Genomic DNA, 20553 nt, shown 5'->3' on the forward strand with positions numbered 1-20553 from the left:
AGGAGATTTGAAGTGAACGCTGCGATTCGCACACTCGTGATGGTTTTCGGTCTGTCGCTCATCGCCTCCCCGGCTTTCGCCCAGGAAGCTGCTGCGGCTCCCCTGATCACCTTCTCCGGCGCCATCGGTGCTGGCCTGGTCGTCATCGGCGCCGCGATGGGCATCGGCAAGCTGGCCGCTGCTGCTTTCGAGAGCATGGCCCGTCAGCCGGAAGTCGCCGGTCAGCTCTTTACCGCCCTGATCGTTGCGGCGGCTCTGATCGAAGGTTTCACCCTGTTTGCAGTGTTCGTCTGCATGCAGCAGAACCCGTTCGCGAAGTAATTTGAACGTTCGTCGTTGTTCGGTTTTCGGAATCGAAGGAACTGACAGCATGCGCTGGCTTTCGATGCTTGTAATGGCCTTCACGTTGAGCGTGGGAATGGCCGGGAATGTTCGCGCTGCCGATGAGGCGCACGGCCACGCGGCCGGCGATCATGGGCATGGCGGGCACCTGGGAGAGAACGTCTCCCCGGTCACGATGGACCCTTCCGAGTGGAAGGCAGACCTGGCGGTTTTTTCGTTCATCGTGTTCATCCTGCTGTTCGGGGCCCTGTACACCAAGGCCTGGCCGAAGATCTCGTCGGCTCTCGAGGAGCGCGAAGCGGGAATCCGCCGCGCGATTGCCGACGCGGAGAAGGCCCGGATCGACTCGGCCGCGATGCTGCAGCAGCACCAGGCGAAGCTCGATTCCGTGCATGAAGAGGTGAAGGCGATTCTCGCCGAAGCCCGCCGCGACGCCGAACATACGAAGAACGACATCATCGCCTCGGCCACGACCGAAGCGACGGCCATCAAGAACCGGGCCGTGGCGGATATCAATCTCGCCAGGGACCAGGCTCTCCACGAGCTGTTCGACAAGATGGCTGACCAGGTCGCCGCAGCGACCGAGCATGTCGTTGGTCGCAGCGTGACGGGCGATGACCAGAGTCGCTTCATTCGTGAAGCGCTCTCGCAGGTCTCGCCCAACTGAAGAATTGACAGGGTGGCTCTGGCTTGGCCAGTGCTGCCTTGAGTTGTCGCCTGGCGCTCGAGGGAGTTTCCCGAAAGCACGGGACGACAGGATGGCCCAGGTTCCGCGGCTCACCGAGTCGCGGCCCGTACGTCACTAGTGGCAGTTCGATGAACGCGACTGAACTTCCGACTCGCCCCGCCCATGTGCTGGAAGACCCCAGCTCCAAGGCCGTGGCGCGCGTGTATGCCGTCGCCTATCTCGATGCGGCCGCCGGCGCCGGGGAACAGAATCCGGTGGAGGAACTCGACTCGTTCCGGGTCGACGTGCTCTCGAGGAATCCGGCGTTCGAGGAATTGCTGTCATCGCGGGCAGTCGGGGCCGATGAAAAGGCCGCGCTGCTGGACCGGACGGTTGTGCCCCGCGCCTCGCAGTTCTTCGGCAACTTCCTGAAAGTCCTGGCCCGCCATGAGCGGCTCGACCTGATTCCGTACATCGCGGAAGAGGTCCGTGCAGAGCATGAGCGGCGGACGAATCAGAAGCGGGTCGAGGTGAGAAGCGCATTGCCGCTCACCGAGGCCCAGCTGACTGAGATCACGGACCGCTTGCGGTCCCAGATGAATTTTGAACCCATTGTCCGCTCGAGCGTGGATCCGACCCTGCTCGGTGGAGTCATCATCCGAATCGGCGACACCGTTTACGACAGTTCGCTGCGCACGCGGATCGGCGTCCTGCGCAACCGCCTGCGAGAGAGGTATCTCAATGAAATTCAAAGCGGACGAAATCGCTTCAGTTCTGCAGAAGGAAATTGAAGATTTCAAAGGGCAGATGCAGACGGCCGAAGTCGGCCGTGTCATCGAAGTCGGTGACGGCATCGCGCGCGCGGTCGGCCTCTCCTCCGCCATGGCGGGCGAAATGGTCGAGTTCAAGAACGGCACGCGCGGCCTGTGCTTCAACCTCGAAGAAGGCTCCGTCGGCATCATCATCCTGGGTGACTACCTCACCATCCAGGAAGGCGATGAAGTCAAGACGACCGGCGCCCTGCTGTCGATTCCCGTCGGCGAAGCGATGATCGGCCGAGTCGTCGATCCGCTCGGAAACCCGCTCGACGGAAAAGGTCCGATCGTCTCCAGCATCACGCGGCCGGTCGAGTTCATGGCTCCCGGCGTGGCCGAGCGTAAGCCAGTCACGGAGCCGCTCCAGTCGGGTATCAAGGCGATCGACGCCATGACCCCGGTGGGCCGCGGACAGCGCCAGCTGATCATCGGCGACCGGAAGACGGGCAAGTCGGCCGTCGCCGTCGATACGATCATCAACCAGAAGGGCGGAGACGTCATTTGCGTCTACGTCGCCTGCGGCCAGCGTGCGGCGAACGTGAATGCCGTCGTGGAAGCTCTGCGTGCCGCTGGCGCCATGGACTACACGATCGTCGTCTCCGCCACCGCGTCCGACCCGGCCCCGCTGCAGTACATCGGCCCCTACGCCGGTGCTGCCCTCGCCGAACACTTCATGTACCAGGGCAAGCACACCCTCGTCGTCTATGACGACTTGACGAAGCAGGCCCAGGCTTACCGCCAGCTGTCGCTGCTGATGCGGCGACCGCCCGGACGCGAGGCGTACCCCGGCGACGTGTTCTACTGCCACAGCCGTCTCCTCGAGCGGGCTGCCAAGCTCAGCGACGAGAAGGGGGGCGGCTCGATGACGGCCCTGCCGATCATCGAGACACTCGAAGGCGAAGTGTCGGCGTACATTCCGACGAACGTGATTTCGATCACGGACGGCCAGATCTACCTCGAGCCGAGCCTGTTCTTCGCCGGTATCCGTCCGGCCATCAACGTCGGTATCTCGGTCTCCCGCGTGGGTGGCAACGCCCAGACGAAGGCCATGAAGAAGATCGCCGGTTCGCTGCGGCTCGATCTGGCCGCGTTCCGCGAGCTGGAAGCCTTCGCCCAGCTGGGAACTGAACTCGACAAGGCCACGCAGCTGCAGCTCGATCGCGGTCGCCGCATGGTCGAACTGCTGAAGCAGCCCCAGTACCAGCCGATGTCGGTCGCCGACCAGGTCATTTCGATCTACGCCGGCACCAAGGGAGGTTTCGACCACGTCCCGGTGCCGCAGGTGGCCCGTGCCGAGAAGGAACTGCTGCAGTTCATCCGCGAAGAGAAGGCGGAGATCCGGACGGCGATCACCAACTCGAAAGAGCTGTCGGCCGACACCGAAGAGAAGCTGAAGGCGGCGCTCGAAGAGTTCAAGAAGCGGTTCAAGGCCGAGGGCGTGGACGCCCCCGTCGCCAAGCCGGCCGCCGCTGCTGCGAAGTGAATTTGAGAGGATAGAGGCCAGACGTCAGAGGTCAGTAATTTCCCCTGTGGAGCCTCGGATGTGACTAAGAGTCATCGCGACCTTCTGGTCTGGCAGAAGGCGATGACGCTGGTGACCGGTTGTTACCGCATTACGGATCGTTTTCCGGATCGGGAGCGATTTGGGTTGTCGAGCCAGTTGCGGCGAGGGGCGGTTTCAGTCCCTTCAAACATCGCAGAAGGAAATGCACGGCGATCAAAGCTGGCGTATGTCAATCACCTTTCCATCGCGGCGGGATCTCTCGCCGAGATGGAAACGCAAATCCAGATTGCACTCAATTCGGGTGATGTGAATGAAGGCGACAGTGAAGATGTCTTCAGTCAGATCGAAGAAGTCCGGCGCATGACAGCCGGGCTGATACGAAGCTTGGAAGCATCAGAACAACCACGACATTTCGAGTAACCTCACTGACGTCTGGCCTCTGGCCTCTGGCGTCTCCCAAACATGGCCAAAGCCCGTTCACTCGTCACCCGCCGCAAGTCGATCCGCAACATCCGCAAGATCACGCGGACGATGGAGCTGATCGCGACTGCGCGGTTCAAGAAGGCGATGGATCGCGCTTCGGAAGCGGCCGCCTATACGCGGAAGCTCTCCGAGATCGTCGCCGACCTGTCGCAGGCCAGCCTCAGCTTTTCGCACCCTCTGCTCAAGCAGCCGGAGAAGGTCGAGAACGGCGTGCTGCTGGTGTTGACGTCCAATCGCGGCCTGTGCGGCGGTTATAACTCCGCCGTGTTGCGCCTGGCCGTCGGCCGGCTGCGTGAAGCGAAGACGACGGGTGAAAACCTGTCGCTCGAAGTCTCCGGCAAGCGTGGGCTCAACTTCATGAAGTATGAGCAGTATCCGGTGTCGCATGCCTACTCGCACTTCGAAGACAAGCCGCGATTCGACGAGGCGGAAGTCCTTGCCAACCGCTACATCGCCGATTTCATCGCCGGCCGCATTCAGCGGGTCGAGGTCGCCTACACGAAGTTCCTGAATGCCGCCCGCCAGGTGGCCGTCGTCGAAACGCTGCTGCCGATCGGCGATCTGTCAGACGAGGCGAAGCCGAAAGAGTCGTCGCGGTCGAACATCGAATACGAATTCCTTCCCTCGGCCCAGGAAATCCAGGAGCAGATTGTTCCCGAGGCCTTCAAGGCCCGGCTGTTCAAGTGTTTCCTGGATGCGGCCGTGAGTGAACAGATCGCCCGTCGAGTCGCCATGAAGGCCGCAACAGAGAACGCGGACGACATGATCCGCTCGATTTCACTCCAGTACAACCGAGCCCGCCAGTCGCAGATCACGAGCGAGCTGTCGGAAATCATCGGTGGTGCAGCAGCGCTTGAGTAGGAGTTAGGAAATAGGAGTTAGGAGTTAGGCCTTGCATGGGAGTCGATAGCCATCGGGACCTGCTCGTTTGGAAGAAGGCGATTGACCTGGTGGTCAGTTGCTACAGGATCACAGCGAAGTTCCCAAAAACGGAACAGTACGGATTGACCTCGCAGCTCCAGAGAGCCGCGGTGTCGGTTCCGGCGAACATCGCAGAAGGAAAAGGTCGAGCGAGCACCGGGGCGTATCTCAACCATCTGAGCATCGCTGCCGGCTCACTCGCGGAACTTGACACACATCTCGTCGTGGGACACGAGCTCGGACTCTTGTCTGACACGGGACTTATCGAAATCCAAAAGCAACTTGAAGAAGTAGGACGGATGCTGACTGGTCTGAGGAAGTCGTTGGAATAGGCCCTGATTCCTAATTCCTAATTCCTAATTCCTTCTGCATCGCTCACAGAAAGCGTGCAAATCATGTCCACCGCCACTGCCAATACCACCGGCCGCGTGACCCAGATCATCGGCTCCACGTTCGACGTCGAGTTCTCGGAAGAGAACATGCCGGACATCTACAACGCCGTGAAGATCGAGAAGGAAACGAAGGGCGTGAAGGTGAAGGTCACCGGCGAAGTGCAGCAGCACCTCGGCGGGGGCCGCGTCCGCTGCGTCGCCCTCGGCTCGACCGACGGCATGGTCCGCGGGATGGAAGTCGTCGATACCGGCGCTCCTGTTTCGGTTCCGGTCGGCAAGGAAACGCTCGGCCGCGTGTTCAACCTGCTCGGCGAGCCGATTGACGGCCGCGGGCCGGTGAACGCCGCTGAGAACTGGCCGATTCACCGTGACGCCCCCAAGCTCGAAGACCTCTCGTCGAAGACGGAAGTGTTCGAAACGGGCATCAAGGTCGTCGACCTGCTGACCCCGTTCGTCCGCGGTGGTAAGGCCGGTCTGTTCGGCGGCGCAGGTCTCGGCAAGACGGTCATTCTCACCGAGCTCATCGCCCGTATCGCCCGCGAGCACGGCGGTTACTCGGTGTTCGCCGGCGTGGGTGAACGGACCCGCGAAGGAAACGACCTGTGGCTCGAAATGCAGCACACGCAGATCGGTGACACTGGACGGTCCGTCATCGAGCAGACCTGCATGGTGTTCGGCCAGATGAACGAACCGCCGGGCGCCCGCCTTCGCGTCGCGCTGACCGGCCTGACGATGGCCGAATGGTTCCGCGACGCGACCGGAGCCGACACGCTGCTGTTCATCGACAACATCTTCCGGTTCTCGCAGGCCGGTTCCGAGGTGTCCGCGCTTCTCGGGCGTATGCCGAGCGCCGTGGGTTACCAGCCGACGCTGGGCACCGAACTGGGTCAGCTGCAGGAACGGATCACGTCCACGAAGAAGGGGGCCATCACCTCCGTGCAGGCCGTCTACGTGCCGGCCGACGATCCGACCGACCCCGCCCCGGCCACGGCGTTCAGCCACCTGGACGCGTTCCTCTACCTCGAGCGAAAGATCGCCGAGAAGGGCATTTACCCTGCAGTGGATCCGCTCGCGTCGTCGAGCCGCGTGCTCGATCCGCAGATCGTGGGCGAACACCACTATCGCGTCGCCCGCCGCGTGCAGCAGATCCTGCAGCGGTATCGCGAACTGCAGGACATCATCGCGATTCTCGGTGTCGACGAACTGGCCGAAGACGACAAGAACGTCGTCCGTCGAGCCCGCCGCATCGAGCGGTTCCTGTCGCAGCCGTTCTTCGTGGCCGAAGCCTTCACCGGCAAGTCGGGTAAGTTCACGAAGATCGCCGACACGATCCGCAGCTTCGAAGAGCTGTGCGACGGCAAGTGGGATCACCTGCCGGAATCGGCGTTTATGTACGTCGGAGCGATCGAAGAAGCCGAAGAGCAGGCCAAGAAGATGGCCGCGGCGAACTGAGGTCGCCCGAGTGTGAAAAGCAGAAAGCCCCGGCGATGAGCCGGGGCTTTTTCGTTTCAGTTGCAGGATCTCGTCCGCATTTGAGTGCGGCAGGAAACTCATGAACAGCCCCATCCCACCGAGTCACTGGTTTCGGTTGTGGGGCGCGATCTGCGGAGCGTTCCTGATGTTCCTCGTACTCGGGGTCGTTGGCGTCCTGGCTTTCAGCGGGTCCGAGGGCTTCCTGCAGGGAGCCCTGCCGGGCGCGATCGTCGGTTTCGCCTTCGGCTACGTGGCGCCCAGGGTGACGACCGCGATCTTCGAATTCTTGGTGATGCTGTTTCCCTGAGTCCGGGAGCAACGACAGGGTGAAGGGTTCAGTTCGACGTCCGCACGAGCACCACCGTCATGTCGTCGTGATCGGTGTTGCCAGCTTTGTAGAGATCGACATCTGAGTACAGCCGGTCGATGAAGGGCCTGGCGGATTCTTCGCGGCCCGCGGCAAACTGCGCAAACATACGAGGTTCGCCGTACATCTGACCGTCGTTGTTCAACGCTTCGCGGAATCCGTCCGAGATCAGAATCAGCGACTCGCCGGCCTTCAGCGGGTCGAGCGGCGTCGTCGGAAAGACTTCGTCATCGAGGATTCCGATCGGCGCGCTGTCGCTGTCGCAGATCGTCGTCCGGCCCTCAGCGTCGAGCCGGTAGAACGGCTGTCCGGCTGATGCGAAGCTCAGTGCTCCTGTCGCCATGTCGATCATCAACAGGCTGAGCGTGACGAACCGGGACGTGGGGAAGCGCTGCATCACATGCCGGTTGACGCGGCTCATCATTTCACCGGGGTCGAAGCCGGAACCGGCCATCATCGACAGCAGCCGCCGCACGTCGACGATCAGCATTCCCGCGGCGACTCCGTGCCCCGAGGCGTCTCCCATCGCCACCAGCAGAGAGTGCTCACCCGCCTGGAAGACGTCCGAGATGTCACCGCACACCCGGTTGGCCGGCAGCTCGCTGGTGATGATTTCCATCGCGGTGCCGTTGAGCAGCCGCGGATTCCAAGAACGGACCTTCGGGGCCGACCGGGAGGAGAGGATTGAGGACATGAGTGGCCCGCTGGGTCAATGCGGAATGGCCCGCCGCCGTTGCGACGAGTCGGCCGGTTGAGATCGAAGCGTTCCGGCGGAAGTTGCCTGAAACGTCGGCAATTGTCCGAGGTCAAGGGAAGCAAGAGCGACCGCCCCACCGTCGCGATCAGACGAATCGGCAAACCCATCGCAGCCTCTGGCCCATGCCCGTGCCAGAACCGTTGAGACTTCACTACGCCGCGACCGCTTCCTTGTCGCCGGCTTCATTCTCGACCGGGCCCTCTTCAGCCGCTGCGACGGGCAGGGTCGACGGCGCGATCTCTGCGGCTCGGCGTCCTTCAGGGGTCAGGCGATAGCGCATCCCAATGGTCCGCCCGAACAACTCGTACTTCAGCAGGCCGCGGGCGATGAGTCCTCCGTGAAGCTGGGACAGCGCTCCGCTCTCGACGCCCTCGATGGCCGACACCCGCGGAATCCAGGCATCAGCGTTGTCCGCTTCGTTCGCCGGCTCGTCACTCTCGGCGGCCGATTCCGCTTCACCAGCCGGCACAATCGGACTTTCCGCGGTCGCGGCTGCATTCGTCGCTGCCAGCGCCAGCTTGGATGGCCGCTTCGGCAACTGCGCTTCGCGCTCGGCATACGCCGCCAGGATGAGGCTGGCCGCGGGCTGTTCCATCAGCCATTCGAGAGGTTGGTCCGTCATACCGAGAGCTATCGGCGCGGACGGAGCAACCGTTTGAGGCTGGAGGACTTGCTCGCCAAGGCCGGCACAACCGGCGCGACCGGCCCACGGGCCCTGGCCGTGCGGAATTCGAGGAAAGTCCCTTTAACGCTGCTCAGCGCATTCAGCTCCTGGCCTTCAGGAACGCGAGCTTCTTGAAGCCGCGGAAATAGATCCCGCCATTGGCGACGGCGGGAGAGGCATAGGCGGAATCTCCCAGCGGGTTACGGCCTTCGATCTTCACCTCGTCGTTCGCCAGGCTGATCACCACGATCTCGCCTTCGTGAGAGACGTTGAACAGCCGCCCTTCCAGCAACACGGGCGAGGCGAAGAATTGTCCGCCGATTCGCTGGCGGGTGAGGTTCTTTCCGTCTGCGAGGCTCGCGAGAAAAAACGTGCCGTCATCGTTCCACAGGTAGATCCGACCGTTCTGGATGATCGGCGTTGGCACATAGGGGACGCCCTGAGTCTTCGGCCGCACGTAGCGGAGCGGCTGGGAGCCCGCTTCACCCGCGGCGCCGGGAGAGACGCAGATCATTGAATCTCCGCGACCGCCGGAGCCACACGTCGCGACAAGTAGCCCGTCTCCGTAGGCCGGCGAGCCAACGGTCCGCATCGGCACTTCGCCGCTACTCCACAACTCCTGGCCGGTCAGTGGATCCAGTCCACTCATGCCATGAGCGCCGCTCATCACGACCAGTTGGGGCGCCTTGTCGGGCGGGGTGATGATGATGGGCGTCGCATAGGAGGCCTCGCGCGATTTCCGTTCGACGGTCCAGACGGTCTCACCCGTCTTGCGATTCAGTGCGAAGATCAGGCTCGGTGGCGGGCCTTCTTTACGTCCCTGGTCGTTACAGACGATCACCAGGTCGCCGAACAGGATGGGGGACACTCCATGTCCGTGTTCGGTGATGCAGCTCCCCAGGTCGCGCGTCCATGCCTGCGCGCCGTCCATCGTGTAGGCCGTCACGGTGTAGTGGTCGTCGTCCGCGAAGGCGATGTAGACCCGGTCGCCGTCCGTCGTCGGCGTGCCCGAAGCCCAGCTGTTCATCTTGTGGAGATGCTGCTTCCCGAGCCGCGAAGTATGCCGCCACTTCTCGGCCCCGGTATCTGCGTCGAGGCAGAAGATATGACGGGCCCCATCCTCCTCCGCACTCGTGACGAACAGCGACTTGCCCCACACGATCGGCGACGAATGGCCGGTCCCGGGCAGGTCCACGTTCCAGGCGTAGTCGTTGATCGTCCAGGAACTGGGGACCCCCTTGAGATCACTGATGCCCGTGCCGTCTGGGCCGCGGAAGCGGGTCCAGTTCTGGGCAGGCGCAGAGGAGCAGACGCCAAGGGCGATCAGGAGGCAGACGACCGTGAGGAGAGTCCGCATGGCGGGTGGGATTCCGGGCAGTGGAAATCGGAGTGATGCCGGGATGCAGTCGGGCATCATTTTTCAGGCGGGATCAACTGGACTGCAGCATCGCTGGATATCCATGGATTCGCAACAGAACGGCCGCCCGGTCGGCCCTTGGCGCGTGTCTTCCGACGTCCCTGGGACCACGGTCCGACGGCCGCCCCGTGTGGCCGTCGCATTCAACCTGCCTGAACCACCGCACGCCCCTCCGGGGCGTTGCCTGCCAGCCGCGAAACCTGTTGCATGTGATAGACGGTCTGGATCATCGGTTCGAGTTCGGCCATGGTCGAAACGACGTCATCCGCGCCTGCGGCCCGCAGCTGCGGACTCCGGTCCACACTCTTGGCGTGTCCCCACCGGGCGACCACGATTCGCCGTGCGGAGCCCGTGGCTTTCAACCGCTTGCACAGCTGACGCGCATAGGGGAGATCGCCAGGCGGCAGGGCCGATACGATGACCAGTTCAGGAGATCGTTCCGTGATCGCTGCCAGCCGCTCCGACTGCAGCAGCTTGCTGGAGAGGATCTCCACCCGGCAGGGGGCGTCGCTGCAGACCGCGTTCAACACGTTCAGGAGGACGGCCTCTTCTTCAGAATGAGCGGCAACTCCCATGACCAGCGGCCGTTCATTGGTCTCGCCGGGGGGCGTCGCGTCGTTGCCCGCTCTCCCCTTGTCGATGACTTCTTCCATCAGGTCACGCAGCATCTCGCTCATTCGTTCGGCATCCGAATCGTCGATCTGGTCGTGCGCCAGATCCTGCCGGACGAGCGACACTGCAGGGATAATCAAATTGTCTGCCGTCTCGATCACTGACTTCTCTTTGAGGAATTCCTCCACCAGTTCCTCGGCCTCTTCCCCGTCACGGGCCAGAAGACGCTGATACAAACGCACAGCGGGGTTGACCGCCGCGCCCTCGCCGAACATCTGGTCGAAGATCCGCAGTCCAGGCACATAGCGGCCAAGCACCACAAGACAGACGGTCATCGGCGTCGCGAGGACGAGTCCGATCGGGCCCCACAGCCAGGCCCAGACAATGGCCGCCAGGATCACTCCCAGTTCCGAAAGTCCGACGCTGTGCCCGTACAGAATCGGCTCCATCACGTTGTTACTGAGCAACTCGAGCACCACAAACAGGCCGATCACCCAGAGCGGCTGCCACCAGCCCTGCGAGGTGGCCAGGCTGACTGCAATGGGCATCGTCGCGCCAATCCACGGTCCGACGTAGGGGACATAGCGGACCAGTCCCGCGGCCAGCCCCCACATGATCGCGTAGGGCACCCCCATCAGCCACAACCCGAACGCCACAGCGATGCCGTAGGTGGAGTTCACCACGAACAACATCAACAGGTAACGGCTGATTCGCATTCCGGCTTCTTCGAGGGCCTTCGTCGTTGTCGCCAGGGCCCCCCGGCCGGCGACACTGACGATCCGGTCCCGAATATCTGACTGCTGAACGAGGAAGAACGTCACCAGCAGGATCACGATACCGGCCGTCGCGAGGATGTTGACGATCGAACTGATCAGCGGGCTGTTCATCAATGACGCCGCTGCGGACGACAGATCCGCCGGCGGCCCTGCCTGGCTCGTTGCCGGCGGCGGTTCGGGCGCCGCCTCCCCGCGTCCACCCGGGCTCACAGTGTTTTCCGCCGCTGCCGCAGCGGAGCCTGCCAGATCGGTGACTTCGCGGGCGACCTCCGCCGTCTCCGGAGAAGCGGCGGCGCCCTTGTCCACCTGCTCCCTGGCGGCCGCTTCCGGGTCCGCTTCCTCAGTCCGGCGATTGATCTTCTGGAACATGCGGGTGAGCCTGTCCAGGGTCCCCCCCTTGAACATCGCTTTCACCTGCCGCACCTTCAGTTCGATGTTGGGCTCGTGGCTTGGAAGTTCGTCGGCAAACGACTTCAACTGCGACGACACCACGTAGCCGAGGCCCGCGACGAATGCCGACGATGTTCCGACCACGAGGATGACCGCCGCGATGCGGGGAATGCCCCAGCGGGTCAGTCGTTTCACCAGTGGATGCAGCAGGAAGGCCACCAGGACCGCCAGGGCGATCGGAATCAGGATCTCTTTCGCGGAGATCAGGATGAATCCGCCGCTGATCACCATGAACAGCACTGAGGCGACTTTGGCGGACTTTGGCCAGGCAAGGTACGGGTTCATCAAGTCGATTCCGCCAGAGTTATTGGGCGACCGGCGTCCAGTTCGTGTTACGAATGACCGGGTGGCTCCGTGCGTCGGTGGGCGGGCACGTCAAAGCACCGACATTTCAAGGACTTAATGCGATAGACCGGCCGCTCGCAGGGCCTCATGCAACCGTCGTACCATCCTTCGCATGCGAACTCGCACATCGACATCCGTTCATTACGCTGGTATGTTGCGCCGGCGGAAGCGCAGGGCGTTTTCCGAAGGGAGTGAACACGATTCTGCCGTGCGGTCGATGGCCGTCCGGCGTTTGGGAAAGGAGTCGACTGATGGCGCGGGACCGGGTGATTCAGAGCGGCGAAGAGTCTCTGCCGCCGGAGCCACTCGATGTGCCGCCGGCGCTCGTCGACTTCAATCCCAACGACGAGGCCCATGACGAGTCGCTCAGGCCTCAGCGTCTGGAGCAGGTGGTCGGCCAGAAGAAGGTCGTCGATCGCATCCGGATCATGCTCGATGCCACCCGGAAGCGGGGCGACACGCTCGGGCACCTCCTTCTCGACGGCCCCCCCGGAATTGGGAAGACGACCCTCGCGACCGTGATTCCCCGCGAACTCGGGGTCGATTGCCAGATCGCCGCCGGTCCCGCTCTTTCCGCTCCGAAAGACCTCCTGCCGTACCTCACCAACGCCGGAGAGCGGTCTGTCCTGTTCATCGATGAAATCCACCGCCTGCCGGCCAACGTCGAGGAGTTCCTCTATCCGGCCATGGAGGATTTTCGGATCGATATCGCTCTTGGCGAAGGGCTGAATGCCCGGACGATCAACGTCCAGCTCAAACCGTTTACGGTGATCGGCGCGACGACCCGCGCGGGAATGCTCACTGCTCCGATGCGCGACCGGTTCGTGAACCGCGAGCACCTCGACTTCTATGAAACCCCCGACCTGGAAGAGATCGTCCGTCGCAACGCGAAGAAACTGAAGACTACGATCACCGACGAGGCTGCCAACGAAGTGGCCCGGCGCAGCCAGGGAACGCCGCGAAAAGCCAACAATATCCTGCTGCGGACCCGCGACTACGCCACACTCAGTCATCCCGATGGCCAGATCACAACCGAAATCGCCGTGCATGCCCTCGGCATGCTCGAGATCGATGAACTGGGCCTCGAACGGCAGGACCGCCGCTACCTGGAGACGATCATTTCCATTTTCGGCGGCGGGCCGGCGGGGCTCCAGGCGATCGCCCACAGCATGAGCCTTAGCCCCGATTCGCTCGAAGACGACATCGAACCGTTCCTCCTCCGCATGGGGCTCATCCAGCGGACGCCCCGCGGGCGAATCGTGACGCCGACAGGGTACACCCACGTCGGACGCAAGCCCTGATCGTGGAATTCCCCGATCTCACCAAACTCCCATGTCCACAAAACGGCCGGAGACATAGGATTGCACAACCGGGCGACACTGTTTCCCCGGATGTCTGGGAGAGAGGCCGCGAGCTGTCATGACGCGCAGCATCGACCGAGATCTGAAGCGCTTCGACGAGATCGTCCGGGGACGGATTCGTAAGGACCTTCGCAAGTACGTCAATCACGGCGAAATGCTGGGCCGCAAAGGCCGCGAAACGGTCAGCATCCCGGTCCCCAACATCGAGATCCCCCATTTCCGGCACGGCCCGAAAGGCTCCGGCGGTGCAGGGCAGGGGGAAGGCGAAGTCGGTCAACCCATCGGCAAGGGGCAGCCCGATCCGAACGGCAAAGGGGAGGCCGGGGGCGAGGCCGGGCAGCATGTCCGGGAAGTCGAAATCTCCATCGACGAACTCGCCCAGATGCTTGGCAATGAGCTGGAACTTCCCCGTATCGAGCCCAAGGGGAAGAACACCCTCCGTTCGCTTAAGGACAGGTACACGACGATCGGTCGCGTCGGCCCCGATTCGCTCAGGCACTTCAAACGGACGTTCAAGGAGGCTCTCAAACGCCAGATCGGATCGGGTTCTTATGATCCCGGCGCGCCGATGGTCATTCCCGTCCGCGAGGACGAGCGGTTCCGAAGCTGGAAGACCGAGTTCGAGCCGCAGACGAACGCCGCCATCCTCTATGTCATGGATGTCTCCGGGTCGATGACTGACGACCAGAAGGAAATCGTGCGTACCGAATCCTTCTGGATCGATACCTGGCTCCGCAGCCAGTACGACGGCGTCGAGCGCCGCTACGTCGTTCACGACGCCGTCGCTCACGAAGTGGATGAAGAGACGTTCTACCGTGTCCGCGAAAGCGGCGGCACGCGCATCTCTTCCGCCTACACCAAAGCCAAGTCGATTATCGATCGGGACTTCCCGCCTTCCGACTGGAACATCTACGTCTTCCAGTTCTCTGACGGCGACAACTGGGGCGAAGACAACAAGGAATGCCTGCGCCACCTCCGCGAAGAACTCCTCCCGGTCTGCAATCTCTTCTGCTACGGGCAGGTGGAAAGCCCCTATGGCAGCGGGGATTTCATCCGTGAGCTGAGGAAGATCGGCGACAAGTTCGACAACCTCGTCCTCTCTGAGATCGAGAGCAAGGAAGGCATCTACGACTCGATCAAGACCTTCCTCGGCAAAGGCCGGTAACCTTCTCGTTGCCAGACGCCGTTCCGGTTCGTTCATCCACCTCAAACGGCTCGCCAACCCTCAGCAACTTCAGGGCATTCCAACGCTGTCTCTGTCCGCGACCTCTTCTCCATGTCGCACCCGGGCCCCCCTGAAGGTTCCACTGTCGGAGCCTGCGCGCCGGCGATCGTTGTGACGCCCCCCTGCCCTCCATCAACATCTTCCTGATGGTGTACTCAATGCGGGGCCAATCTCGACGGTCCTGGGGGTCTGTATCGATTGAATCAGTCAGTGAACTGTGGCACTTCCTGCGGTTTGCCGCAGTTGCACGGGCCATTCGAGCCGGGATCGCCTCGAGGCGATCGGAACAACCGACGCACTCAATCGCAGAATCGTTTCGGTCGATGGATTGGGAAGAAGCGATTCCACGAGCAGAACCGTTGCGACTGATGGAGGAGGGCGGATCAATGTCACGAACCCAGGCGCTCTCGACCCTTGTCCTTTTGCTCGCCTGCGGCCTTCCCAGCGCCCGGGCCGATGAGTCGCCGGACTTCGACCTCGCGATCAATCTCTCGCAATTTTCGGATTCCCCCACGCCAGAGCGCATCGTCCCGCAATCTCCGGTTCCTGGGGCCTCGACGCACCTCCTCGGCGGCCAGCCGCTGTCGCTCAGTGAACGTCCCGCGACGCTCATGCAGGTGTCGATGACGCCCGATTCGACCTCCGAGACCTGGGTCCTCGTCGCTCCCTATGTCTGGGCGACGGCCCAGAACGGTACGATCGGCGCCCGCGGCCGGACGGTCCCGATCGACCTCAGCCTGGCCGAACTTGTCGATCTGATCCCCGATCTGAACGGCGCTGCGATGGGCCACCTCGAAGTTGGCAAAGGTAATGCGGGGTTGGTCTTCGACGCTCTCCTCATGCAGATCGAGACGTCCGATCGCCTGCCGGGGGGTGGCCGCTTCAGCTATGAAACCAGTTCGACCATTCTCGAATCGCTCGGAATGCTGAGAGTCGTCGACGTGCCGAATGCCGAAGGCCCGGGCTCCTTCGTCACCGTCGACCTCCTCGGAGGCGCCCGCTACTACCAGGTCGAAAACGATCTGCGCATCACTCCCGCCGGCGGCGCGACCGTCCAGGCCGACATGACGAAAGACTGGGTCGACCTCGTGGTTGGCGCGCGCACCGAAGTCGCGATCACCTCCGAACTCTCCGGGTTCCTGAGGGCCGACTTTGGTGGCTTCGGCATCGGCACCTCGTCCGACCTGGCGTGGAACCTCACGACCGGCGCCGAGTACGCCTGCTCGGCTCTACCCGGCTCGTCGCTCGTCCTTGGCTACCGCATCCTGTCGATCGACGAGACGCAGAAATCCGGGGCGAACCGCTTTGTCTATGACGTGACTCTGCACGGCCCATTCACGGCCATCGCCTTCCGCTTCTGATCGCGAACGAACATCGGCCACCGCCCCATTCCGCCCCGCGTTGCGTTCAGTCTCCCGGGATGGGCGGGGCCAGGCCATATCCTGTGCGTCACAGGCTGCTTCGACACGCTGATAGAGCCGTCATTCCGTTTGATTCACGACGTTATGAGACGAATCACGGCGATCATTGAATGTTCTTCATCATGAGATGCTCTTTCTTTAAAGAGCACTGCTTTGGATGGAACATCGAATTGATTGTTGCCAGGAGTTGCGATTCCGGACCACCTTGCCATAGTGCCAGCGCGGGACTCCCCTTTTGACAGCAGGACTGATTCGTGGCAAAGAAATCGGAATCTGGAAACAAGTCGCAAGCAATTCGTGACGCCCTTGCGGCGAACCCCGGCAAGACCCCCAAGGAAATCACCGAAATCGTCACGGCGCTCGGGTATCAAGTCACCCCGGCGTATGTCTCCATCATCAAGTACAACCAGGCCAAGGCCAGTGGTCGGCAGCCCCAGAAGGTCGTCCGCAGGAAGCTTGGCGGGGCAACGGGATTCGTCGGCGGTACATCGGGCATGGACGCCATGGAAGCGGCCATTGCGTTAGTCAAAGCGGCTGGCGGACTCGATCAGGCGAAGCAGACACTCGCGATGCTCGAATCGATCAGAGCGGTGCTCTAAGCGGTACCCGGTGAAGAGCGGTCACGCAGACCTGCCACCGCTCTTTTCTCTCTTTTGCAGGCGATGCTCCATCTCCCGGCCTCTCTGATGCGTTCCCCGAATGCGGTCGCAGGAGCGCCGTCGTGTCACGAGGCGACCTGTTCCATATTGCGAACGATGGAGACCTCCTGGGCCGGCAATTCGGGCCGCGTCTCCGTTGTGCTCGTTGAGACCGGCATGTGGTAGAGCATCAGGTAGATCACCACGCCGGTGATGGAGACGTACAGCCAGATCGGGTAGGTGACCCTGGCCACGCGGCGGTGTCGGTCCCATTTCTGGCGCAAGGCGTAAAAGATCGTCGCCAGCGCGCCCAACGGAACAAGGGCCGCCAGGAAGACGTGGCTGATCAGAATCGCAAAGTAAACCGGCCGGATCCACCCCTGTCCCATGAAGCGGCGTGACGCCTCTCCCGTATAGTGCTGAAGCGCGAAGTGGTAGGTCAGATAGCTGGCGAGGAACGCGATGGAGGTCGCGAAGGCGGTCAGCATGAGCTTCTTGTGCAGGCTGATGAACCGCTGCCGCTCTTCGTCGCTGCCGGCTCTCGCCTTGATGGCCGAGTAGCCCCCCAGCAGCAGGATCGTCGCCAGGGTATTGAGCATCGCGTTAGTCGCGGGGAGGCGCTCGACCCAGGCAGGCACCGGCTGGCCGTTGCCGCCGATTGCGGAAGGCGGCTCCGTGGTGACGGCGGCGGGGGAGTGCTTTTTTGGCGTTTCGATCTTCCCTTCGAGCACCTGGGCCAGCGTCTCCAGTTCAGAGTCCACCCGGCCGTCGTACTTGCCGACGATCACGCCGTCCTTGTCAACGTGGATCATGTTCAATGAGTGGGCGAACTCCATGCCGGCCTGGGCATCGACGTTCTCCCACGCCGCCTGCTTGAAGCCCTTGCGAATGAGCTCGTAGACCTTGTCTTCCAGCCCCGTCACGAACAGCCAGCGATCAGGATCGACGCTGAAGACGTCGGACTGCTTCTTCATGCGGGCGACATCGTCGTATTTGGGGTCGACGGTGATCGTCACGATCCGGAAGTCCGTGTTCTTGAGCCGCTGATGGAGGTTGTTGTAGGCCTTCCCCATCAGCACCGGGCATTCAATCGCGCAGCGGGTGAAGATGAAGTTCGCCACCCAGGGCTTCCCCTTCAGCGTTTCATCTGTCACCGGCCGGCCAAGTTGGTCGACGAGCGAGAACTGGCCAACCTTCCACGGATCCCAGGGGACATCCTGCTCATAGGGGCTGAGCTTCACGACCGGCGTTTCATCGGCCGGTGCGGCGTCCTGTGCCAGCGCGGCGACATTCGAGCACGCCAGCAGCGTGACGGCGGCGGAGAGAAACCAGGAGCGAATCGTCATACAGAAGCTTCAGCGGGACCGCGGACTTGGTGACGGCGCTTCCACGGGCAATGTCGAAACCGCGGACTGCGCCCTCCAAAGGGGGAAGTATAGCCCCCCAGGCATCGCATCCGCCGCTGAGGGGCCCCCCATCCCGCCTTTGGGAAGGTCCGCTCCCAGGGCGTTCCCCCGTGCTGGCGTTGCACAATCAGCCGTGCCCCTGCCTCACTTGCACGGAATCACCGCCGCATTTCGGGACGCTTTGTTGCAAAATCGCAACGGCGACCGCGAGTCCTGCGCGCAACCTTGAAGATCTCGCCGGGCAACCGGCAACTTTGGGTAGCCGCAACCAGAGTTCGACTTACGGTTAGCCCATCAGCCGACGCGTCACCCTGCCATGCGGCAGGGACTGCGTCGAGTTTCGTGCCCCCTGTCGGCTTCCTGAAAGTGTGCTCAATGACCTCGATGTCCAAGTTGTGCGTGCTCGCCACAACCCTCACGCTGCTGACCTTTTCGCCGCTGACCGCTGCACCCAAGAAAGGCGGGACCAAGCTGGTGCCGTTCAAAGGAAAATGGACGGGAACCGCCGTCCAGACCACGACGACTGAGCCCCTACCCGAGGGCGGGGAGGTCACGACGACGGAAACGACCCTCGAGGGAAAAGGGAACGGCACCCACCTGGGGCGCTACACGATGGAGGCTTCCTCGGTCACCTCGTCCGACCCCACGGCAGACACCAGCGATCTCGTCTTCATCGCGGCGAACGGCGACGAAGTGTATGCGACCTTCACCGGCGAATCGGTGACCGGCAGCGATGGTCTCGTCGACAGCGAACTGCAGGCGATCATCGTGGGAGGGACCGGCCGGTTCGCCACCTCCACGGGTTATTTCACGTTCAAACTGACGACCGACCCGGAGACCGGAAAGTCGGCTGGCTCGTACAACGGCAAGATTTCAAGTCCCGGCAAGGGGAACTGAGAACGCCCTGACGAGATTCCCCGGCCGGCGACAGCCGCCCAATCCGTCGGCGAGGAGACCGAAGCCCTGGTTCACAGACCAGGGCTTCTTTCGTTTCCGACCGGCCGACTTCCGAAACGGATCGGCTTCCGAAAGGCGGGGCATCCACGAAAAAAGCCGCGACCATGGCTGGCCGCGGCTTCGAGCAGTGCCCCCGCAAGGATTCGAACCTTGGACCTACTGATTAAGAGGCCACCGGATCGGCTTGCGTGAACTCAATGTTTCCGCAGGTTGTGACCTCTTTTTACCCTGCGAAACACCGTACTTCAAGCATGTTTCGACACTTTGAACCAGTGACCCAAGAGTGACCCGGTGAGCGAGGTTTCGGGGCATTTTAGTGACCAAATAGTGACCACGTTTTCATCCGAAGTGTCGACTCCTCGGTCGAGCCTGCTTTTGAGCAAAGTCGTCGATCCAGGATGACCGGATTTTGATCCGGCGGCCGGCTCGCATCGACTGAAGATCGCCGCGCAGGACCATCGCTTGGACAGTCGCACGGGTGACGCCAAGGCGCTCGGCCGCTTGATCGGTCGTTAGAACCTCATCCTTGGCCCCGCTGCCGACGTGAGCCAGGACCAAGGTTGCGGCGGCCTGTGGATCGCGAGTGTGTTCCAGGTAGCGGTCGAACAGATTCCTGATCGTGGGATTCACGGGTAGCTCCAAAAGAAAACCCGGCCGAGTTGGCCGGGTTTGGGTTGGCCGCCAGGGGATAGCGGCCAAGTTTCAGACGGCGACAGCCGCGGTTTCAGCTTCAATCGGCGTCAATTCCAGGACGATGGAGTCTTCGGTTAATTCCGGCATGTCGGAACCGTCTCCCACATACACAAGCCTGCCGCCGCACTCTTCAGCGATGGCGGAAATCTCAGACAGCAGTTCTTCAGGTAGTCCAGCAATCATCAGTTTTCCCCTGTGGTTGTGGGCCAGGACATTCGGCCCTCGCTCTGATGACGTCACCGACCTTGCCTGATTACGCCGAAATCCGGGAATTCTTCTCGGCCCGCATCGCGCCGATCGTGACGGAGCACAACAGACCGTAGAACGCAGGCAGGTCGGCGCACTCCGGGGACCGTCGCATCGCTTCCGTGATCGTGGCTTCGATCCGCTGGGGATGATCGGCCAGTTGGCGCGTGACGTACTTGCGGGCGCGAGCTTCCGTGATGCCGTGGAACGACAGCCGGCGACTGACCTTGCCGACTTCGATCCGGGCTTCCCGAAGGAATGACGGCCATTTCTTCGTTCGGGAGAACCGCACAAGGGCCGGAGTCATCGGTTCGACTGTCGCGAAGAACTCCACGACGTCGGGCCTGATGGCTTCCGGGATTGAATGCCGATCGAAGATCGGAGACAGGGCAGCGGCCAATTGGGTCATTGTCAGCATCGTTGTAGCTCCAGGGTGAATGACGACCCGCAACGCTACAGCGAGTTGTCAATTCCCGAGCCAACAGATTTCTCAGTATCCCGCCAGCGTAAGGAGTATTTCGGCTAAACGTGTTGCCTTTTGGCAACGTCACTCAGCGCAAGTCATTGGTAGTGAACGAGGGCCGATTTTGAGGGCTGTTAAACGAAAAAGCCCGGCCAGTG

22 protein-coding genes are annotated in these 20553 nt (G+C 62.2%); 14 read left to right on the plus strand and 8 right to left on the minus strand.

What is annotated here, in order from left to right:
- Positions 1-12 precede the first annotated feature (12 nt).
- The 9 genes from atpE (at position 13) to Pan44_RS07855 (ending at position 6904) form a co-directional block, all read left to right on the plus strand.
- On the plus strand, positions 13-321 hold the full coding sequence (gene atpE / locus Pan44_RS07815; protein ID WP_231754252.1) for an ATP synthase F0 subunit C: 309 nt from the start codon (positions 13-15) through the stop codon (positions 319-321).
- Between the two features lie 49 nt (positions 322-370).
- A complete protein-coding gene (atpF, locus tag Pan44_RS07820; protein ID WP_145028896.1) occupies positions 371-1009 on the plus strand; it encodes a F0F1 ATP synthase subunit B in 639 nt (212 codons plus the stop codon).
- 149 nt (positions 1010-1158) lie between these two features.
- Positions 1159-1800 (plus strand): ATP synthase F1 subunit delta, encoded by a 642-nt coding sequence (atpH, locus tag Pan44_RS07825; protein WP_145028898.1) that lies wholly within the window; start codon positions 1159-1161, stop codon positions 1798-1800.
- Positions 1751-3307 (plus strand): F0F1 ATP synthase subunit alpha, encoded by a 1557-nt coding sequence (atpA, locus tag Pan44_RS07830; protein WP_145028900.1) that lies wholly within the window; start codon positions 1751-1753, stop codon positions 3305-3307. Before atpH ends, atpA begins: the two co-directional genes overlap by 50 nt.
- A gap of 60 nt (positions 3308-3367) precedes the next feature.
- Positions 3368-3748: a four helix bundle protein gene (locus Pan44_RS07835; protein WP_197453927.1), complete on the plus strand. Its 381-nt coding sequence runs from the start codon at positions 3368-3370 to the stop codon at positions 3746-3748.
- Between the two features lie 42 nt (positions 3749-3790).
- Positions 3791-4672, plus strand: a complete 882-nt coding sequence (gene atpG, locus Pan44_RS07840) for an ATP synthase F1 subunit gamma (RefSeq protein WP_145028902.1) — start codon at positions 3791-3793, stop codon at positions 4670-4672.
- Positions 4673-4707: 35 nt separating this feature from the next.
- Complete coding sequence (locus Pan44_RS28225) at positions 4708-5064, plus strand: four helix bundle protein (protein ID WP_145028904.1); 357 nt, start codon at positions 4708-4710, stop codon at positions 5062-5064.
- Positions 5065-5127: 63 nt separating this feature from the next.
- Positions 5128-6576, plus strand: a complete 1449-nt coding sequence (atpD, locus tag Pan44_RS07850) for a F0F1 ATP synthase subunit beta (RefSeq protein WP_145028906.1) — start codon at positions 5128-5130, stop codon at positions 6574-6576.
- Positions 6577-6676: 100 nt separating this feature from the next.
- Entirely contained in the window at positions 6677-6904 is a 228-nt protein-coding gene (locus Pan44_RS07855; protein ID WP_145028908.1) for a hypothetical protein, read from the plus strand.
- Between the two features lie 28 nt (positions 6905-6932).
- Here Pan44_RS07855 and Pan44_RS07860 read toward each other — a convergent pair whose 3' ends face one another.
- The 4 genes from Pan44_RS07860 to Pan44_RS07875 all read right to left on the minus strand — a co-directional run bounded on the left by Pan44_RS07860 (position 6933) and on the right by Pan44_RS07875 (position 11925).
- Positions 6933-7658, minus strand: a complete 726-nt coding sequence (locus Pan44_RS07860) for a PP2C family protein-serine/threonine phosphatase (RefSeq protein WP_145028910.1) — start codon at positions 7656-7658, stop codon at positions 6933-6935.
- 214 nt (positions 7659-7872) lie between these two features.
- Complete coding sequence (locus tag Pan44_RS07865; RefSeq protein ID WP_145028912.1) at positions 7873-8343, minus strand: hypothetical protein; 471 nt, start codon at positions 8341-8343, stop codon at positions 7873-7875.
- 142 nt (positions 8344-8485) lie between these two features.
- Positions 8486-9742 carry an outer membrane protein assembly factor BamB family protein gene (locus Pan44_RS07870; RefSeq protein ID WP_197453928.1) on the minus strand — a complete coding sequence of 419 codons (1257 nt, stop codon included), beginning with the start codon at positions 9740-9742 and terminating at the stop codon, positions 8486-8488.
- A gap of 203 nt (positions 9743-9945) precedes the next feature.
- A complete protein-coding gene (locus Pan44_RS07875; RefSeq protein WP_145028916.1) occupies positions 9946-11925 on the minus strand; it encodes an AI-2E family transporter in 1980 nt (659 codons plus the stop codon).
- A 311-nt stretch (positions 11926-12236) separates the two neighbouring features.
- Here Pan44_RS07875 and ruvB point away from each other — a divergent pair, with 311 nt between their 5' ends.
- The 4 genes from ruvB (at position 12237) to Pan44_RS07895 (ending at position 16591) form a co-directional block, all read left to right on the plus strand.
- The gene (ruvB, locus tag Pan44_RS07880; protein ID WP_145028918.1) at positions 12237-13286 is read left to right on the plus strand and encodes a Holliday junction branch migration DNA helicase RuvB; all 1050 of its coding nucleotides are present in this window, start codon (positions 12237-12239) and stop codon (positions 13284-13286) included.
- 118 nt (positions 13287-13404) lie between these two features.
- Positions 13405-14511 (plus strand): DUF444 family protein, encoded by a 1107-nt coding sequence (locus Pan44_RS07885; protein WP_145028920.1) that lies wholly within the window; start codon positions 13405-13407, stop codon positions 14509-14511.
- Between the two features lie 446 nt (positions 14512-14957).
- Positions 14958-15932, plus strand: a complete 975-nt coding sequence (locus tag Pan44_RS07890; protein WP_145028922.1) for a hypothetical protein — start codon at positions 14958-14960, stop codon at positions 15930-15932.
- 314 nt (positions 15933-16246) lie between these two features.
- Positions 16247-16591, plus strand: a complete 345-nt coding sequence (locus tag Pan44_RS07895) for a hypothetical protein (RefSeq protein WP_145028924.1) — start codon at positions 16247-16249, stop codon at positions 16589-16591.
- 125 nt (positions 16592-16716) lie between these two features.
- Here Pan44_RS07895 and Pan44_RS27280 read toward each other — a convergent pair whose 3' ends face one another.
- Positions 16717-17976, minus strand: coding sequence for a DUF420 domain-containing protein (locus Pan44_RS27280; RefSeq protein ID WP_197453929.1), 1260 nt, complete (start codon positions 17974-17976; stop codon positions 16717-16719).
- Positions 17977-18411: 435 nt separating this feature from the next.
- Here Pan44_RS27280 and Pan44_RS07905 point away from each other — a divergent pair, with 435 nt between their 5' ends.
- Positions 18412-18933: a hypothetical protein gene (locus tag Pan44_RS07905; protein WP_145028926.1), complete on the plus strand. Its 522-nt coding sequence runs from the start codon at positions 18412-18414 to the stop codon at positions 18931-18933.
- Between the two features lie 399 nt (positions 18934-19332).
- Here Pan44_RS07905 and Pan44_RS07910 read toward each other — a convergent pair whose 3' ends face one another.
- From Pan44_RS07910 to Pan44_RS07915, 3 genes are all read right to left on the minus strand, one after another.
- Positions 19333-19623: a helix-turn-helix domain-containing protein gene (locus Pan44_RS07910; protein WP_197453930.1), complete on the minus strand. Its 291-nt coding sequence runs from the start codon at positions 19621-19623 to the stop codon at positions 19333-19335.
- A 72-nt stretch (positions 19624-19695) separates the two neighbouring features.
- Positions 19696-19869: a hypothetical protein gene (locus Pan44_RS27285; RefSeq protein ID WP_197453931.1), complete on the minus strand. Its 174-nt coding sequence runs from the start codon at positions 19867-19869 to the stop codon at positions 19696-19698.
- 70 nt (positions 19870-19939) lie between these two features.
- Entirely contained in the window at positions 19940-20350 is a 411-nt protein-coding gene (locus Pan44_RS07915) for a hypothetical protein (RefSeq protein WP_145028930.1), read from the minus strand.
- Positions 20351-20553: the final 203 nt, after the last annotated feature.

This window comes from Caulifigura coniformis, from assembly GCF_007745175.1.
Taxonomy (GTDB): Bacteria; Planctomycetota; Planctomycetia; order Planctomycetales; family Planctomycetaceae; genus Caulifigura; species Caulifigura coniformis.

Bases quoted from the DNA above. Each gene is read 5' to 3' on its own strand.
- atpF (WP_145028896.1), top strand. From the start codon at position 371: ATGCGCTGGCTTTCGATGCTTGTAATGGCCTTCACGTTGAGCGTGGGA.
- atpH (WP_145028898.1), top strand. From the start codon at position 1,159: ATGAACGCGACTGAACTTCCGACTCGCCCCGCCCATGTGCTGGAAGAC.
- atpA (WP_145028900.1), top strand. From the start codon at position 1,751: ATGAAATTCAAAGCGGACGAAATCGCTTCAGTTCTGCAGAAGGAAATT.
- atpG (WP_145028902.1), top strand. From the start codon at position 3,791: ATGGCCAAAGCCCGTTCACTCGTCACCCGCCGCAAGTCGATCCGCAAC.
- Pan44_RS28225 (WP_145028904.1), top strand. From the start codon at position 4,708: ATGGGAGTCGATAGCCATCGGGACCTGCTCGTTTGGAAGAAGGCGATT.
- atpD (WP_145028906.1), top strand. From the start codon at position 5,128: ATGTCCACCGCCACTGCCAATACCACCGGCCGCGTGACCCAGATCATC.
- Pan44_RS07855 (WP_145028908.1), top strand. From the start codon at position 6,677: ATGAACAGCCCCATCCCACCGAGTCACTGGTTTCGGTTGTGGGGCGCG.
- Pan44_RS07860 (WP_145028910.1), bottom strand. From the start codon at position 7,658: ATGTCCTCAATCCTCTCCTCCCGGTCGGCCCCGAAGGTCCGTTCTTGG.
- Pan44_RS07865 (WP_145028912.1), bottom strand. From the start codon at position 8,343: ATGACGGACCAACCTCTCGAATGGCTGATGGAACAGCCCGCGGCCAGC.
- Pan44_RS07870 (WP_197453928.1), bottom strand. From the start codon at position 9,742: ATGCGGACTCTCCTCACGGTCGTCTGCCTCCTGATCGCCCTTGGCGTC.
- Pan44_RS07875 (WP_145028916.1), bottom strand. From the start codon at position 11,925: ATGAACCCGTACCTTGCCTGGCCAAAGTCCGCCAAAGTCGCCTCAGTG.
- ruvB (WP_145028918.1), top strand. From the start codon at position 12,237: ATGGCGCGGGACCGGGTGATTCAGAGCGGCGAAGAGTCTCTGCCGCCG.
- Pan44_RS07885 (WP_145028920.1), top strand. From the start codon at position 13,405: ATGACGCGCAGCATCGACCGAGATCTGAAGCGCTTCGACGAGATCGTC.
- Pan44_RS07890 (WP_145028922.1), top strand. From the start codon at position 14,958: ATGTCACGAACCCAGGCGCTCTCGACCCTTGTCCTTTTGCTCGCCTGC.
- Pan44_RS27280 (WP_197453929.1), bottom strand. From the start codon at position 17,976: ATGACGATTCGCTCCTGGTTTCTCTCCGCCGCCGTCACGCTGCTGGCG.
- Pan44_RS07905 (WP_145028926.1), top strand. From the start codon at position 18,412: ATGACCTCGATGTCCAAGTTGTGCGTGCTCGCCACAACCCTCACGCTG.
- Pan44_RS27285 (WP_197453931.1), bottom strand. From the start codon at position 19,869: ATGATTGCTGGACTACCTGAAGAACTGCTGTCTGAGATTTCCGCCATC.
- Pan44_RS07915 (WP_145028930.1), bottom strand. From the start codon at position 20,350: ATGCTGACAATGACCCAATTGGCCGCTGCCCTGTCTCCGATCTTCGAT.